Raw genomic sequence first — 13,686 nt, forward strand, 5'->3', positions numbered from 1 at the left:
GATGGGACAGCGAGGTGGAGCGTCACGGCCGGGTGGCCGAGGCCTTGGAAAGTCACCTGGAAGGTCTCGAGAAATTGGCTTCGTCGAAGGAAGGACTTGACACGGCACCCGTGGCCGGTTAATCGAGCGGACCTTCGGGGAGACCCGCCGGCGGGTGAAGGTCATCGGCCGTCTCCCGGGCGAGCGGAGCTGCCTGTCGCTGGTGTGGGCGGTGCTCGACCGGGCCGGCCGCGGGTGGCGGGGCGTGGACATGAGCCCCCGCGCCGTTCGCCTGCTCCAGGATCTCCGCCGGGACCTGTTCGGATCGCCCGCTCAAGCGGCGCGAGAGGAGGTGATCGAAGAGACTGTCGTACCCGCTGCGTAAGATGACCAAAAGGAGCTACGCCCTACGGTCATTTACACCAGCCGTGGGACGCCACCGCAGAATCCGGCTTGAAAGACTGGTCAGCTACCGCTCTTGACCACCGGAACAACTGGCTCCGTGAACGTCATGCTCACCGAGGTGGTCGTGTCCGCCCTCGCTCGGGAAGCGAAGGACCGGACCAGGGCGATGACCCCGCCAAGGATAGCAAGCCTCCGCTATTCTCGGTCGTAGGTAGAGATTGGGAGGGAGAAGCCGTTGACCGGCGAGCAGCGGGACTGCATGACAATCCTACGGCACATCGTGGAGGCGGAAGTGCGCTTTGGGCAGGCGGCGGAAGGACAGACATGGGATTTCAGCAAAGCCAGGGATGCCCTGAGAGGGGCCATTGACGAAGCTAGGCAATTCCTGAACAAGCATGGAGAGTCAACCTCGGCTGCCCCGATTCTCCGAGAGATAGACTCGCCTCCCTAGCCCCCGGGCAGACACTCGGGAGAATTGGGGGCGGGCCAGCTCCCGGAAACGTGGCCGTCTGACGGAGGAGGGGACATGAGCGGCGAGGGCGGTTCGCGGACCATCCAGGGGGTCGAGGCGCCCGCCAGTGGCAACTGGGAGATCGCGGGACGTCACCCGCCCTATTGTGCTCTAGGTCGAGTTCTCCGGGTTGAGTCAGGACCCGTAGGGGAACCGTCGGGCCGGGTTCTCCGCGACCACCGAGATCGACCGGGAGGAGTTCGGGGCGAGCCCCGCCCGGGCTCCAGACGATCCCGTCGGCGGGCCCGTACTACATCGCGGACCAGTTCAATGGGGAGTACACGATCCTGAAGCGGAACCCCAACTACACGGGGCCGCGACCGCACCAGCTCGACGCGATCGCGCTCCGCGAGGGCGTCGACGTCCTCGAAGCGACACTGAGGGTCGAGACAGGCGCCTGGGACGGCGTCACGAATTTCCTCGATCCGCAGCTGACCCCTGGCTCCGCGATGGACAGCCGGTACGGGGCGGACGGCGACCGGCTGGGCCCGCCGAGCCCTGGCGGCCGAGCAGCCTGCGGAGCAGGGCGTACAACACCGACATGAACACGGGGCGGGGATGCTACCGGACCGCGCTGATGAGGAAGCGAAACTGAGTTCTGGCACCCTTCAGGCGCGGACCCTCGACGCAGCGCTGGGTCGTCCTCGCGGCGGAGACCAGGCCACATCCGCCGATCCACCGACTCACGATCGGGACTCTTACCAGCTCTGGGCTACCAGCTCGTAGGATTCGACGCTGGCGACCTTGCCTCCCATCGCGTCTGCCACCTCAGTCCGCATGGGGCCGATGGCCTCGACGCTTCCTTCGAGCGCGGCCTCGTCGGCGTAAAATGCGACTGCCACCAGCTTTCCAGCGGACCTGTCCGCCAAGAAGTTGACTGCTGTGAACCCTTGCAAGCCCTTAAGCCCGGGAATGATCTTCTCGTTGATGATCTTGACTGCGTCGTCGATCCTTACTGCGTCACCTTCGATCGTGCTGATTCGCGCCTGCATAGCCATGATCTGTCCTCCTGTCTAGTGGGCCAAGCAATCCTGCGCCGTGAGCGGGCGATTCGCAAACTTTGGCCTCCTGGTCTCACCGGCCGGGTTTCCTTCGTCATCCTATTGACGGATCCAGTCGAGAGCATGCGACCCTCGGACGAGCACGGCTGGCTGGCTGAGCGATTCGAGGCCCACCGGGCGTGCACCCGCGGTCCGAAGGGCATCGGCCTTCCCGGGGGTACGGGTGGTGCCGGCCACCTTGTGGCGCGCTCGACGAGCAGCGGGACGAGCCTGAAGGGTGCCAGAACTCCGATTCGCCTCGTGACCAAGACCGTCCGGTAGCATCCCGGCCCCGTGATCATGTCGGTGCTCTACGCCCTGCTCAGCAGGCTGCTCGGCGTCCTCGCCCGCTCCAAGCGCGGAGAGGTGCTGGAGATCGAGAACGCGGTGCTCAGACATCAGTTGAAAGTCCTGCGCCGTCAGGTCCGCCGGCCGAAATTCCGTCCAGGTGATCGTGCCCTCATGGCGACCGCGAGTCGGACCATGCCCCGGGACCGATGGGCCTCGTTCCTGGTCACTCCCCAGACACTCATCCGCTGGCATCGGGAGCTGGTCCGGCGGAAGTGGACCTACCGGCGTCGACGACGACCCGGACGTCGTCCGATCGACCGGGACGTCCGGGAGCTCGTCCTCCGCCTTGCCAGGGAGAACCCCAGGTGGGGTTACATCCGGATCCAAGGTGAGCTGCGGAAGGCAGGGATCCGGATCGGCGCCACCACGATCAGACGGATCCTCCGTGCTCACGGACTCGGTCCTGCTCCCCGCCGTGAAGGTCCGGCCTGGATGCAGTTCCTCCGGGCCCAGGCCCAGGGCGTCCTCGGCACCGACTTCTTCACCGTCGAGACGATCCGGGCTCAAGACCCTGACAGGCGAGCACGACACCAGGCTGTGGAGGGTGCTGCACCACTACGTGGAGCGTGCCCGGGCAGCGCGATGCGACGAGGCCGTCCGGCAGGTGGGGATCGACGAGACCTCCTCGCGCCGGGGACAGGACTACATCAGCCTGTTCGTCGACCTCGCGGTGCCGAGGGTCCTGTACGCCACAGAGGGCCGCGACCACACCACTGTGGAGCGCTTCGCCGCCGACCTCGCCGCCCACGGGGGGGATCCGGAGAAGATCACCGACGCCTGCTGCGACATGAGCCCCGCCTACATCCTCGGGATCGAGACCTCGCTTCAGAACGCCGAGATCACCTTCGACCGCTACCACCTGGCCCAGCTCCTGTCGAAGGCCATCGACTCCGTCCGCCGCGAGGAGGCTCCCTCCCGTGAGGAGCTCCGCCGGTCGAGGTACCTGTGGCTGAAGCGTCCGGAGAAGCTCACCGATCACCAGCGGGCCGATCTCGCCTGGCTCAGAGTCCGCGACCGCGGCCTGCGCACGGCCCGGGCCTACCGGTGGCGCCTCGCCTTCGACGCGTTCTTCGACCAGCCCCCGGCACTCGCCGAGGACTATCTCGACCGGTGGTACCGCGGCGCCATCCGCAGCCGGCTCGAGCCCATCAAGGACTTCGCCTACACTGTGGGCGAGCACTGGGACGGCGTCCTGCGCTGGCACATCACGAGGATCTCCAACGGCGTGCTCGAGGGGATCAACTCCCTCGTCCAGGCGGCAAAGCGGCGGGCCCGCGGGTACCGCACCGCGACGAACCTCATCGCCATGACCTACCTCATCGCCGGGAAGCTCGACATGGCGTCAGCCCACACGAAGTAGCGAGGAGCCGGCAAATCCCAGGATCCCACGCCAGCCGACTCCGGCTCCCGCATTGAGGTTTGTCGCGGGTCGCTCTTGACCCGAAGGAGCACTCGCGGTCGACGGGAGTCCCGTCGTCAGCTACAGCTCTGCCGCCCTCCTCGCAGTTCTGCATCTTCTCGGCCGTGCCGTTGTAGCCAGTCGAGATAATCCGGTTCTCCCGTACGAGCACTGCCCCCGAGTGCGTGGTTGCAGGCGGGGACCTTCGGGTCGGTCAGCCGACGGCGTTGTCGGCGAGGGCGTGAAGGATCGTCTTCATCTGAAACGGGGTCAGGCCGGGATGCTTCCCGAGGATCCTCGCCACCACCCCGGCCAGATGCGCCGCTGCGAAGCTGTTTCCCGTCGCCCGGAGGGTCGTCCCGGCGCGCCAGGCCACCTCGACGTCGATCCCCGGTGCCCCGAACTCGACCGGTGGGGCGGGGTTGTAATCGAAGCGGAACGGATCCGTTCGGCCGTGCGCCGCCACCGAGAACACCGACGAGTACTGCGACGGGTAGCTGGGGGCCGCCACGTTGTTCACCGCGGAGACCAGCATGAGATGGTGGAAGTAGGCCTCGTCGGCCAGCTCGTGCAGCAGCGCGAAATACTCCCGCTTGGACGTGCTGAGGCTCATGTTGACCACCTGCATGCCGTGGTCGATGGCCCACCGGAGCCCGGCGGCGAACACCACGCCGCGCCCCTTCAGGTTCCCGCCCAGGACCCGGACGCTGTAGAGCTCGGCTTCGGGAGCGGCCCTGCGGATGATCCCGGCGCAAGCCGTGCCGTGCCCGAACAGGTCCTCGTGTGGCCCCTCGATGGCGCGGACCTCCTCCGGTGCCTCCGGGTCGTATTCGAACGCCACCGCCCCGGCCACCCCGCCGACGGCGGGATGAGCCGCTTCGACGCCGCTGTCGATCACGGCGACCTTCACCCCGGCGCCGGTCCCGCTGTCCATGGCCCACTCCCGCGTGATCCGGGCCGGAAGGGTGGGCCTGACGCGGCCAAGCCTTTCCGGCTCGAACTGCCAGGACCAGGCGGGCTTCATCTCCCGGGCCGGCCCCGGAGATAGGAGAGGAACTCTTCCAGCAGCCGAGTGGCCGCCGCCCGCTCGCGAGTTCCCAGCCGACCCAGCTCGGCGAAGCGAGCGGCGAGCTCGGCCAACTCGGGGTCAGGACCCGTGGATTCTCGGGCGACCAGCTCCAGCGCCGCCACGACATCCCGTCCTTCGGCCACCCGCGCGGCGGCGGTGAAGAGCGTCCGTCCGAGTTCCGAGAAGACCCGCGAGGCCTCGATGGCGAGGGCGGCCTGCCGGGCGAACAGCGACAGCAGCTCGAGGTCCGTGGTCCCGCCCGGCCCGCCTCCTCGAGGGTCGAGGACCTCGATGACGCCGATGATCTCGCGGTCGGTCTCGAGCGGCATGGCCAGGATGGTGTTCGGAACATATCCGAGGGATTCGGCGATGTCCCGGGCGAACCGGGGATCCCGGGCCGCGTCCTGGATCGCGATGGGCTGGCCGGAGGTGACCACCCACCCTGCGATGCCGCTGCCCACCGGAAGGCGCATTCCCACGATGGCCTGCTCGGCCCCGCCCGAAGCCATGTGGAAGACGAGCTCCTCCTCGCTCTCGTCGAGGAGGGCGAGCGAGCAGGCTGTGGCCCCGAACACGGCGCGGGCGGCGGCGATGATCGAACGGAGGAGCTCGTCGTGGCCCGCGGGAACCAGTGCCGGCCCCATATCGGTGGCCAGACGGGCCAGCTCCCGAAGCACCGTCTCCTCGGTCTCGCCGTTCTCGCCCACTCGCCTCCCTTACGAAGCGAGGCCCGCTCGGCGGCGGAGCGCCTCGACATCCTTGAGGACGATCGAACGCCCTCGGATGTCCAGGTAACCGCGGCGTTCGAACTGGTGAAGGATCTGATTGATGCTCTGCCGCGAGCCGCCGACCATCGCCGCCAGATCTCCCTGCGTCAGGTGCAGGTCCATCGCCACGCCCCCAGCCGGCTCTCCGCCCCGATCCGCCGCCAGCCCGAGAAGCAGCTTCGCGACCCGTCCGTGCAGGTCCAGGAAGACCAGGTCGCCCGCCTGCTCGGTCATCCGCCGCACCAGGCTCCCCAGCGATCGAAGCATCGCCTCGGCCACCGCAGGCGTGGCCACGATCACGCCCATCAGATCCTCGCGGCCCAGCACCAGGACCGTGGTCGGCATGAGCGCCTCGACGGAGGCTGATCGGGGACCGCCGTCAAGGAGCGCCAGCTCGCCGAACACGCTGGGTGGCTCCAGCGTCGCCAGGACCATCTGCTCGCCATCATCCGACGTGACCACCACCTTCACCAGCCCCTCCACCAGCACGAACAGGGCATCTCCGGGGTCCCCCAGGAAGAACAGCGCCTGGCCCTTCCGGTACCGGCGCTCGCTGGTTCGGGCGGCGAGCTGCGTCAATTGCTCCGGCTGGAGGGCCGAGAACAAGGCCGTCCGAGCCAGCATCGAGGCCGCCTGTTCCGCCTTCATGTCGGTTCGCCTCCGGACCAGCGAAGCGTAGGACGCCTGGGACGGGGAAGCGAGCCGGCAGGTGGCTGGGGGGCGACTCTTGATCGGGGGCGTCCTCGCGGCCTAGGCTGCCGGAGGAGTGTCCGCATCTCGTGGCCTTGTGCCCCGCCTTCCGCGCGACGCGTGGGTGGTCCTGGGTGGGGATGCCCTCTCCGCGGTGGGCAGCGGACTGACCCTTCCGTTCCTGTTCGTCTATCTGACCCGCGTTCGAGGGATCGAGCTCGGCATCGCCGGCCTCGCCGTCTCCACGGTGGCCGTCGCCGCCATCGTCGGGAATCCACTGTCCGGATGGCTGAGCGACCGGGTCGGAGCGCGGGAGACCCTGATGCTCGGCCTGGTGGTGGCAGCAGTCGGGTGCGTCCTGATCGCCATGGTTCGGGAGCCCTGGCAGGCCTTCGTGGCCACCGGGGTGGAGGGGTTCGGCGCGGCCATCATCTGGCCGTCGCAGGACGCCCTCCTGGCCGGGCTGGTGGGACCGGGGCGGCGCTCCGAGGTGTTTTCGGTTCGCTTTGCCACGCTGAACGCCGGCTTCGGCGTCGGCGCCCTGGTGGCCGCGGGGATCGTCGACGTGTCGCGGCCGGGCACCTTCGTGTTCATCTACCTGGTGGACGCGGCGTCGTTCCTGGCGTTCGTGCCGGTGCTCCTCACGATCCGGGTCCCGAAGCAGCGGTCCGAGGACGCGACGGCCGAGCGGGGGGGGTACCGCCAGATCCTGCGCGACCGGGTCTTCCTGCGGTTGTGGGTGCTGACCGCTCTGCTGGTGGCCGTGGGGTACGGGCAGTACCACTCCGGGTTTCCGGGATACGCCACCCGGCCGGGCGGGATCACCGTGCGGGCGCTCGGGGTGGCGTTCGCCGCCAACACGTTCGCGGTCGTGCTCGCGCAGCTGTTCGTCCTGCGTGCTCTGAGCGGACGTCGCCGGACCCGGGCCATCGCATTGGTGGCCCTGGCCTGGGCCTGCGCTTGGGGGATCACGCTGATCGGTGGGGCACTGGGGAGGGGGACGGACGCGGTGGTCGCCTTCGCGGCCGCCATGGTCGTTTTCGCCGTCGGAGAGACCATGCTCTCGCCGGCGCTCTCGCCCATGGTGAACGACCTGGCGCCGGATCGGCTTCGGGGCCACTACAACGGCCTCTCCACGCTGGCCTGGACCACCGGATTCATGATCGGACCGGCCGTGGCGGGGGTGGTGCTCGGGACCGGGACCCCCGGGCTGCTGTTCCTGGGGCTGATCGGGGGCTGCGCCGTGGTGGCCCTCGGGGCCCTTCGCCTGGAGCGCCACCTGACGCCGGCGGCCAACCGCATCGGCGGGGCCGCCGAGCGCGGGGAAGAGGCCGGGCCGGCCAAGGCGCAGTTGCTGCCGCTGGGTGAAGAGCCATGAGCGGAGAGCTTCGGCGGGTCCTCGGCCTCCGGGCGGGCCTGGACTATCGAGGAGCCCTCCAGGCCGCGACCGAAGGGGTCTCGGCGCTCGAAAGCGACCCGTCCAGGGAGCCGCGGGAGCTGACCCTGCTCCTGCTGGAGCTCGGCCGGCTCCAGGACGAGTTCGGCCGGTACCGGGAAGCGGAGGAGGCCTACCGGCGAGCCGCCCTCGTGGCGAGGGAGATCACCGTCAGACCGGAGGGAGAGGTCCTGGAGGGCCTGGCGCTGGGCCGGGCGGTCGGCGTGCTCCGCACCCAGGGGCGGCCCCGGGACGCCGAGGGACTGCTGCCGGAGGCGCTGGCCCTCGCCGAATCAGGTTCGCGCCGCGACGGCCCCGAGCTCGCGGAGGTCCTGGTCGAGTTGGGCCGGCTGCTCCAGGACCTGGACGACTACCGTCAGGCCGAGCCGATGCTCCGGCGGGCGGTCGACCTCGCCGAGCGGGCCCCGGACGGCCTGGCGGGACGGGGCGCCCTGGTCCGCGCGCTGGGGGGGCTGGGCTCGAGCCTCCGGGCCCAGGGCCGCTTCGAGGAGGCCGAAGCGTTGTTCCGTCGCGCGCTGGCCGGGGCGGAGCAGGCGTTCGGCCGGGACTCGCTCGAGGTGTCGTACGTGCTGAACGACTTCGGGATCCTCTGCAAGTTCTGGGGGCGGTTCGAGCAGGGCAAGCCATTGTACGAGCGGTCGCTCCGCATCCTGGAGCGCGCGGTGGGGACCGAGCACCCCGACGTGGCCAGCCTGTACCACAACCTGGGCGGCCTGGAGCACGCTCGAGGAGACTTCGCCGCGGCCGAGCCGTACGCCCGGCGCTCCGTCGAGATCCGCGAGCGGACCATGGGGCCGGACCACCTCAAGACCGCCGCCGACCGGGCCGCGCTGGCCTCGATCCTGGACGGCCTGGGCCGGCGCGACGAGGCGGAGGCGCTCCTTCGTTCAGCCTTGGAGGTCATCGAGCGGACCTACGGCCCCGAGCACTACGAGGTCGCGGTGAACCTCAACAACCTCGGGGCGATCGCCCAGCGCCGCGGCGACCTGGCCGAGGCCGAAGCGCTGTACCGGCGGGCTCTTGCCATCAAGGAGAAGGTGCTGAGGCCCGGGTCGCCGGAGGTCGCCTTCACGCTGAACAACCTCGGGCTCCTCTGCAAGCTTCAGGGCCGGTACGAGGAGGCCGAATCGCTGTACCGCCGGGCCCTGGAGATCCTGGAGCCCGCGGTCGACCCGCTGCACCCCAACCTGGCGGCGTGCCTGGCGAACTACGCATCGCTGCTGAAGCTGGTGGGGAGGGAGGCGGAAGCCGAGCCGCTCGCAGCGCGGGCCCGGGCCATCGATGAGGCGCGCAGCGAAGAAGTGTCGGGAAGATGACAGGCAGATGGTCGGCAGGAGGACTGACAGCACGACGCCGGAAGCTCATGATGGGGGTGAACCGGGCGCCCGACCCGGGAGAGGAAAGGAGGCCGAGATGACCGAGGACGTGCAGGGCCACGGGGTAACCCAGAACGTGAACGAGAGCGTCGAACGCGAGGACGTCGAGGACCACGGCGCGGACTTCCAGCACAATGAGAGCGTCGTACGTGAGGAGCCCGAGGACGTCGAGGGCCACGGGGTATGGCAGAACGTGAACGAGACGGTGAAGCGCGAGGAGCGCGAGGACGTCGAGGGCCACGGGTTCACCTCGAACGTGAACGAGAGCGTTGAGCGCGAGGAGCCCGACGACACGGAGGGCCACGGGATTACCGGGAACGTGAACGAGACCGTCGAGCGCGAGGACCCCGAGGACACCGAGGGCCACGGGCTTACCGGGAACGTGAACGAGACCGTCGAGCGCGAGGACCCCGAGGACACCGAGGGCCACGGGCTTGTCGGGAACGTGAACGAGACCGTCGAGCGCGAGGACCCCGAGGACGCCGAGGACGTGCAGGGCCACGGGCTCGAGCAGAACGTGAACCAGAGCGTCGAGCGCGAGGACGCTAGGGCAGAGTAGAGTTGCGCGATGGTCTGGCAAGGGGCCGACCCCGGTCGCCGTTGCCCTGGGACTCATTCGCTGGCCGGCGGACTCCGGATATCACAACGACGCCGGACGAAGGGATCGAAGAAAGCGCCCTCGAGGCCGGCCCGAGCGCTCATGAGCGCGCAGGGCTGAGGGTTGACAGCTGAGGGCTCAGCCCCGTGGCACGCTGTCGTGCAGCGAGACCGCTCGGAGGAACGCGGCAGAGGCCTCATCCGGATGGGGCGATGTTCGCTCTCGGATTCATCGCCATGGTGGAAGCAGCCGGGTTGCCCGTGTGCCTGACTGGGTGGACGTCGTGGCGCCGCCGAAGGCGAATAGGCTAATGAGGCGCTGATAATGCGGTGACCAGGGGGTGTGGAGAGTCCCCTGCTTGACCTGTGGGGGCTCCTCTGGGAGGCCGCCGTTCGAGCAGGTCAGCGACCGCGGATCGCCTGGACACTCCCTGCGGTTGCCGTTTTGCTCGCCACGGGCTGGGCGTCGCTCGTCTTCGCGGGAGCGGGCTTCTCCGGAACCGGCTGGGCGGGAGTCGCCTCCTCGCTGCCCTTTGCCGCGCCCTTCCTTGCGCTTCCTGTGTTCGCCGCGATGTGGGAGCCCCTGGCTCGTGGGCTCCACGCCTTGGCGGACAAGCCGCGCAGAGCGCTGCTCCTCCTGAACGCACTGAACGTGGTCGACGCCATGTTCACGGCGTTCGCTGTCCGGACCGAGGGCGCGGTCGAGGCCAACCCGTTCGTTCGCGTGATCGGCCTCCCGGCCAAGGTCGTTCTCGTCGGAGCGTTGAGCCTGATCGTGTTCCGCGTCCGGCCTCGAGTGCTCGTCTGGCTCACCATCGTCCTCGCCGGCGTGCTCGTCTGGCATCTCGCCGGATTCTGGGCGAGCCCCCGCTGACGGGGCAGGGTGGCGGCTGAGCGCTACCGCCAGGAAAGATTCGTGTGGCATGTCGATTCCGTGGATCCTCGTCCGACGCGTTGGAAGAGACAGGGTTCACACCCGGGCCGAAGCGTCCGGGGCCCGGCTCGAACGGAAAGGAGGCGCGACATGCCCAGGTTCATGATGATGGTGAAGGGAGACCCGCAGCCCGGTCAGATGCCGAGCGAGGAGATCCTGGCCGCGATGGGCAGGTACAACGAGGAGCTGGCCAAGGCCGGCGTGCTGCTCGACCTCTCGGGGCTCCATCCCAGCGCCGAGGGCGCCCGCGTCAGGTTCTCCGGCGGGAAGCGCACGGTGACCGACGGTCCGTTCACCGAGTCCAAGGAGCTGGTGGCCGGGTACTGGCTCATCCAGGTCAAGTCGAGGGAAGAGGCCATCGAATGGGCCAAGCGTGTTCCCTTCGAGGCCAGTGACGAGTTCGAGGGCGATCCCGAGATCGAGATCCGCCAGCTGTTCGAGCTGGAGGAGTTCGGCGAAAGCCCGGCGGTCGAGCAAGCCCGCGAGCTAGGGAAGCAGCTCGGGAAGAACAAGTAGCCGCGGGTTCGAGAACGGAAAGGAGACAGGAAGATGCGCTACCTCTCGATCTTCAATGCGGTGGAGCGGGAATCTCCCCCCTCGCCGGAGGAGGTGCAGGTGATGGGGGAGTTGATCGAGGAGATGTCGAAGGCGGGCAAGCTGCTGACGACGGAGGGGTGCCTGCCGAGCGCCCGGGGCGCGCGGGTCCGGCGCTCCGGCGAGGACACCACCGTGACGGACGGTCCCTTCACCGGGGCGAAGGAGGTCGTCGGCGGCTTCGCCATCCTGCAAGCCGACTCCAAGGAGGAAGCCGTCGAGCTGGCGAAGCGCTTCCTCGACGTGGTCGGCGACGGCGTGTGTGAGATCCGCGAGCTGTACGAGCAGCCGGCGTTCGTCGCCGAGTGACGGCGACGGACTCACGCCACGCCGTCGAGGCGGTCTGGAGGATCGAATCGCCAAGGCTCATCGCCGGCCTGGCCCGGATGGTGCGCGACGTGGGCCTGGCCGAGGACCTCGCTCAGGACGCGCTGGTCGCCGGGCGATCGACCACTTCCGGCGGGCCGCGATGGTCGAGCGCAAGCGGCAGGAGCTCGGGCGGGAGCTCGAGGTCCGACAGGAGACGGCGGTGCCGGATCTCGAGGCGATCGAGGATGACGTGGGCGACGACCTCCTGGGCCTGATGTTCGTCTCCTGCCACCCGGTCCTGTCGAAGGAAGCCCGCATCGCGTTGACGCTCCGGCTGCTGGGAGGCCTGTCCACCGAGGAGATCGCCCGCGCGTTTCTGGTTCCGGAGCCGACCGCCGCGCAGCGGATCGTGCGAGCCAAGCGGACCCTCGCCGAGGCCCGGGTCCCGTTCGAGGTTCCCCAGGGTTCCGACCGCGAGGCCCGCCTGTCGTCGGTCTTGAGGTCATCTACCTCGTCTTCAACGAGGGCTACTCGGCGACGGCCGGCGACGACTGGGTGCGGCCGGCGCTGTGCGAGGACGCGCTACGTCTGGGCCGCGTCCTCGCCGGGCTGGCGCCGGACGAACCGGAGGTCCACGGCCTGGTCGCCCTCATGGAGATCCAGGCCTCGCGGCTGCGGGTGCGGACGGGGCCCGGGGGCGAGCCCGTGCTGTTGCTCGATCAGGACCGCGCGGTGGGACCAGCTCCTCATCCGACGTGGCCTCGCGGCGCTCGAGCGTGCCGAACGGCTCGGTGGCGCGCTCGGCCCCTACGCGTTGCAGGCCGCCATCGCCGCCTGCCATGCGCGGGCCCGAACCGCCGCCGAGACGGACTGGCCCCGCATCGCGGCCCTGTACGACGCGCTGGCCCAGATCGCGCCGTCACCGGTCGTGGACCTGAACCGTGCGGTCGCGCGCCTGGCTCGATAAGAGGTACGGGGGGCCCCTCACGTCGGTGGGCCCCGAGCGGATCGAGTACGTCGACCCGGAAGCCGTTGTGTCGATCTACGACTCCCGCCCGTCGTGGCTCCTCCACCGGAATCTCCGCGGCGACCGTGCGGGTCCACCTGCACCGCGGGCGGAAGCGCCTCCGCGATTTGTTGGGATCCGAGGAGCGTGACCCGAGGGCCGCGGACGTTCGCCGACGGGACGTGTTGGGCGGCCTCCTTCACGAGTACAGCGTCGCGGCATGAGTTTGTGTACCTCACGGGTCCAGGGGCCCGAGTAAGCTCAGAAGCGCATGCCGACCGTTCGCGAGGTCATGACGACCGAACTGGTCTCGGTCCAGCCCGCGACCCTGGTGATGGACGCCGCTCACGCGATGTTCTCCGGTGGCGCCGGATCGGCGCTCGTCATGGATGGCGGCAAGGTGATCGGCATCTTCACCGAGCGTGACATCATGCAAGCCTTGGCCGTCCAGCCCGACGCCGGACGGTCCTCTCGCGTGGCGCAGTGGATGACGTCCGACCCGGCGACGATCGGTCCGGACTCAGCGGTGGGGGAGGCACTCGACCGTATGCTTGCCGGCCACTTCCGTCACCTCCCCGTGGTCGAGGACGAGGCGGTCGTCGGCATAGTCTCGATGCGTGACCTCGCAAGGAGCATCGCGAAGAAGTGACCCCCGCCGCGGCGCAGCTCCTCCGGCCCCGGCGCATAGGGAGCATCGGCCGCGTGACCTTGACCGTGTGACCCACTCCGAAGAGAATTCGCCTCCAATGGGCGACCGGGACAATCGGGCGGCGGTCGAGCGCTACTTCGAATCGCTGCGGGCCCGGGACTTCGACGGCATGAGCGCCGTCCGCCACGACGACGACTTCGTCCAGGAGTGGCCCCAGATGCGGGAGCGGACCCGGGGCAAGGACAACGCCCGGGCCATCAACGAGAACCACCCCGCGTTACCGAAGCCGACCGTCCCCACATCTGCCACGCCCAGGATGCGAAGCGACTTTGCGATGAACCAACCGTCCCCGAGCTCGCGGCCGAGCTGAAGGGGCGACACGAAGGGCGGGGCGTTCGACATCGACGAGGCGACGGCGACGAAGATGCGGCTCCTCGCTGAATCGAGTGGGTGCCGCGTAGAGGGCTGAGGCACAATGACCGTCCTTCCCCGTCGATAAGGGGAGGACCGTCGTGAACAACCTCGAACTCTTCAAAGCCGCCCTCGGGCTGCAG

At 69.1% G+C, this 13,686-nt stretch carries 14 protein-coding genes and 2 pseudogenes; 12 read left to right on the plus strand and 4 right to left on the minus strand.

Translation table 11 applies throughout. From position 1 onward, the window contains the following. Positions 1–154 precede the first annotated feature (154 nt). Positions 155–364 carry a hypothetical protein gene (locus tag M3Q23_10325; GenBank protein ID MDP9342467.1) on the plus strand — a complete coding sequence of 70 codons (210 nt, stop codon included), beginning with the start codon at positions 155–157 and terminating at the stop codon, positions 362–364. A gap of 1,229 nt (positions 365–1,593) precedes the next feature. Here the strand turns inward: M3Q23_10325 and M3Q23_10330 are convergent. Continuing rightward, positions 1,594–1,893: a hypothetical protein gene (locus tag M3Q23_10330; GenBank protein ID MDP9342468.1), complete on the minus strand. Its 300-nt coding sequence runs from the start codon at positions 1,891–1,893 to the stop codon at positions 1,594–1,596. 525 nt (positions 1,894–2,418) lie between these two features. Here M3Q23_10330 and M3Q23_10335 point away from each other — a divergent pair. After that, positions 2,419–2,643, plus strand: a pseudogene (locus M3Q23_10335) (integrase). A gap of 187 nt (positions 2,644–2,830) precedes the next feature. Continuing rightward, positions 2,831–3,646: an ISL3 family transposase gene (locus M3Q23_10340; GenBank protein ID MDP9342469.1), complete on the plus strand. Its 816-nt coding sequence runs from the start codon at positions 2,831–2,833 to the stop codon at positions 3,644–3,646. 253 nt (positions 3,647–3,899) lie between these two features. Here the strand turns inward: M3Q23_10340 and M3Q23_10345 are convergent, their stop codons facing one another. From M3Q23_10345 to M3Q23_10355, 3 genes are all read right to left on the minus strand, one after another. After that, positions 3,900–4,619, minus strand: a complete 720-nt coding sequence (locus M3Q23_10345; GenBank protein ID MDP9342470.1) for a S8 family serine peptidase — start codon at positions 4,617–4,619, stop codon at positions 3,900–3,902. An 86-nt stretch (positions 4,620–4,705) separates the two neighbouring features. Beyond that, positions 4,706–5,461: a GAF domain-containing protein gene (locus tag M3Q23_10350; GenBank protein MDP9342471.1), complete on the minus strand. Its 756-nt coding sequence runs from the start codon at positions 5,459–5,461 to the stop codon at positions 4,706–4,708. Between the two features lie 9 nt (positions 5,462–5,470). Further along, positions 5,471–6,169: a Crp/Fnr family transcriptional regulator gene (locus M3Q23_10355; GenBank protein ID MDP9342472.1), complete on the minus strand. Its 699-nt coding sequence runs from the start codon at positions 6,167–6,169 to the stop codon at positions 5,471–5,473. Positions 6,170–6,308: 139 nt separating this feature from the next. Between M3Q23_10355 and M3Q23_10360 the strand changes: the two genes are divergently transcribed. From M3Q23_10360 to M3Q23_10400, 9 genes and pseudogenes are all read left to right on the plus strand, one after another. Next, positions 6,309–7,589: an MFS transporter gene (locus M3Q23_10360; GenBank protein MDP9342473.1), complete on the plus strand. Its 1,281-nt coding sequence runs from the start codon at positions 6,309–6,311 to the stop codon at positions 7,587–7,589. Continuing rightward, the gene (locus tag M3Q23_10365; GenBank protein ID MDP9342474.1) at positions 7,586–8,983 is read left to right on the plus strand and encodes a tetratricopeptide repeat protein; all 1,398 of its coding nucleotides are present in this window, start codon (positions 7,586–7,588) and stop codon (positions 8,981–8,983) included. Before M3Q23_10360 ends, M3Q23_10365 begins: the two co-directional genes overlap by 4 nt. After that, on the plus strand, positions 8,949–9,602 hold the full coding sequence (locus M3Q23_10370) for a hypothetical protein (protein ID MDP9342475.1): 654 nt from the start codon (positions 8,949–8,951) through the stop codon (positions 9,600–9,602). The genes M3Q23_10365 and M3Q23_10370 overlap by 35 nt, the downstream gene beginning before the upstream one ends. Positions 9,603–10,244: 642 nt before the next feature. Beyond that, on the plus strand, positions 10,245–10,514 hold the full coding sequence (locus M3Q23_10375) for a DUF5658 family protein (GenBank protein ID MDP9342476.1): 270 nt from the start codon (positions 10,245–10,247) through the stop codon (positions 10,512–10,514). A 150-nt stretch (positions 10,515–10,664) separates the two neighbouring features. After that, complete coding sequence (locus tag M3Q23_10380) at positions 10,665–11,090, plus strand: YciI family protein (protein ID MDP9342477.1); 426 nt, start codon at positions 10,665–10,667, stop codon at positions 11,088–11,090. 33 nt (positions 11,091–11,123) lie between these two features. Beyond that, positions 11,124–11,477, plus strand: coding sequence for a YciI family protein (locus M3Q23_10385; GenBank protein MDP9342478.1), 354 nt, complete (start codon positions 11,124–11,126; stop codon positions 11,475–11,477). Further along, a pseudogene (locus M3Q23_10390) lies at positions 11,474–12,429 on the plus strand (RNA polymerase subunit sigma-24). The gene M3Q23_10385 and the pseudogene M3Q23_10390 overlap by 4 nt, the downstream one beginning before the upstream one ends. A gap of 325 nt (positions 12,430–12,754) precedes the next feature. Further along, the gene (locus M3Q23_10395) at positions 12,755–13,132 is read left to right on the plus strand and encodes a CBS domain-containing protein (GenBank protein ID MDP9342479.1); all 378 of its coding nucleotides are present in this window, start codon (positions 12,755–12,757) and stop codon (positions 13,130–13,132) included. A 97-nt stretch (positions 13,133–13,229) separates the two neighbouring features. Then, on the plus strand, positions 13,230–13,502 hold the full coding sequence (locus M3Q23_10400) for a hypothetical protein (protein ID MDP9342480.1): 273 nt from the start codon (positions 13,230–13,232) through the stop codon (positions 13,500–13,502). Positions 13,503–13,686 lie beyond the last annotated feature (184 nt).

It is taken from the genome of Actinomycetota bacterium, assembly GCA_030774015.1.
GTDB lineage: Bacteria > Actinomycetota > UBA4738 > UBA4738 > JACQTL01 > JALYLZ01.

Coding starts and splice junctions, on each gene's coding strand:
- M3Q23_10330 (MDP9342468.1), bottom strand. CDS start 1,893: ATGGCTATGCAGGCGCGAATCAGCACGATCGAAGGTGACGCAGTAAGG.
- M3Q23_10345 (MDP9342470.1), bottom strand. CDS start 4,619: ATGGACAGCGGGACCGGCGCCGGGGTGAAGGTCGCCGTGATCGACAGC.
- M3Q23_10355 (MDP9342472.1), bottom strand. CDS start 6,169: ATGAAGGCGGAACAGGCGGCCTCGATGCTGGCTCGGACGGCCTTGTTC.
- M3Q23_10365 (MDP9342474.1), top strand. CDS start 7,586: ATGAGCGGAGAGCTTCGGCGGGTCCTCGGCCTCCGGGCGGGCCTGGAC.
- M3Q23_10370 (MDP9342475.1), top strand. CDS start 8,949: ATGAGGCGCGCAGCGAAGAAGTGTCGGGAAGATGACAGGCAGATGGTC.
- M3Q23_10380 (MDP9342477.1), top strand. CDS start 10,665: ATGCCCAGGTTCATGATGATGGTGAAGGGAGACCCGCAGCCCGGTCAG.
- M3Q23_10385 (MDP9342478.1), top strand. CDS start 11,124: ATGCGCTACCTCTCGATCTTCAATGCGGTGGAGCGGGAATCTCCCCCC.
- M3Q23_10395 (MDP9342479.1), top strand. CDS start 12,755: ATGCCGACCGTTCGCGAGGTCATGACGACCGAACTGGTCTCGGTCCAG.
- M3Q23_10400 (MDP9342480.1), top strand. CDS start 13,230: ATGGGCGACCGGGACAATCGGGCGGCGGTCGAGCGCTACTTCGAATCG.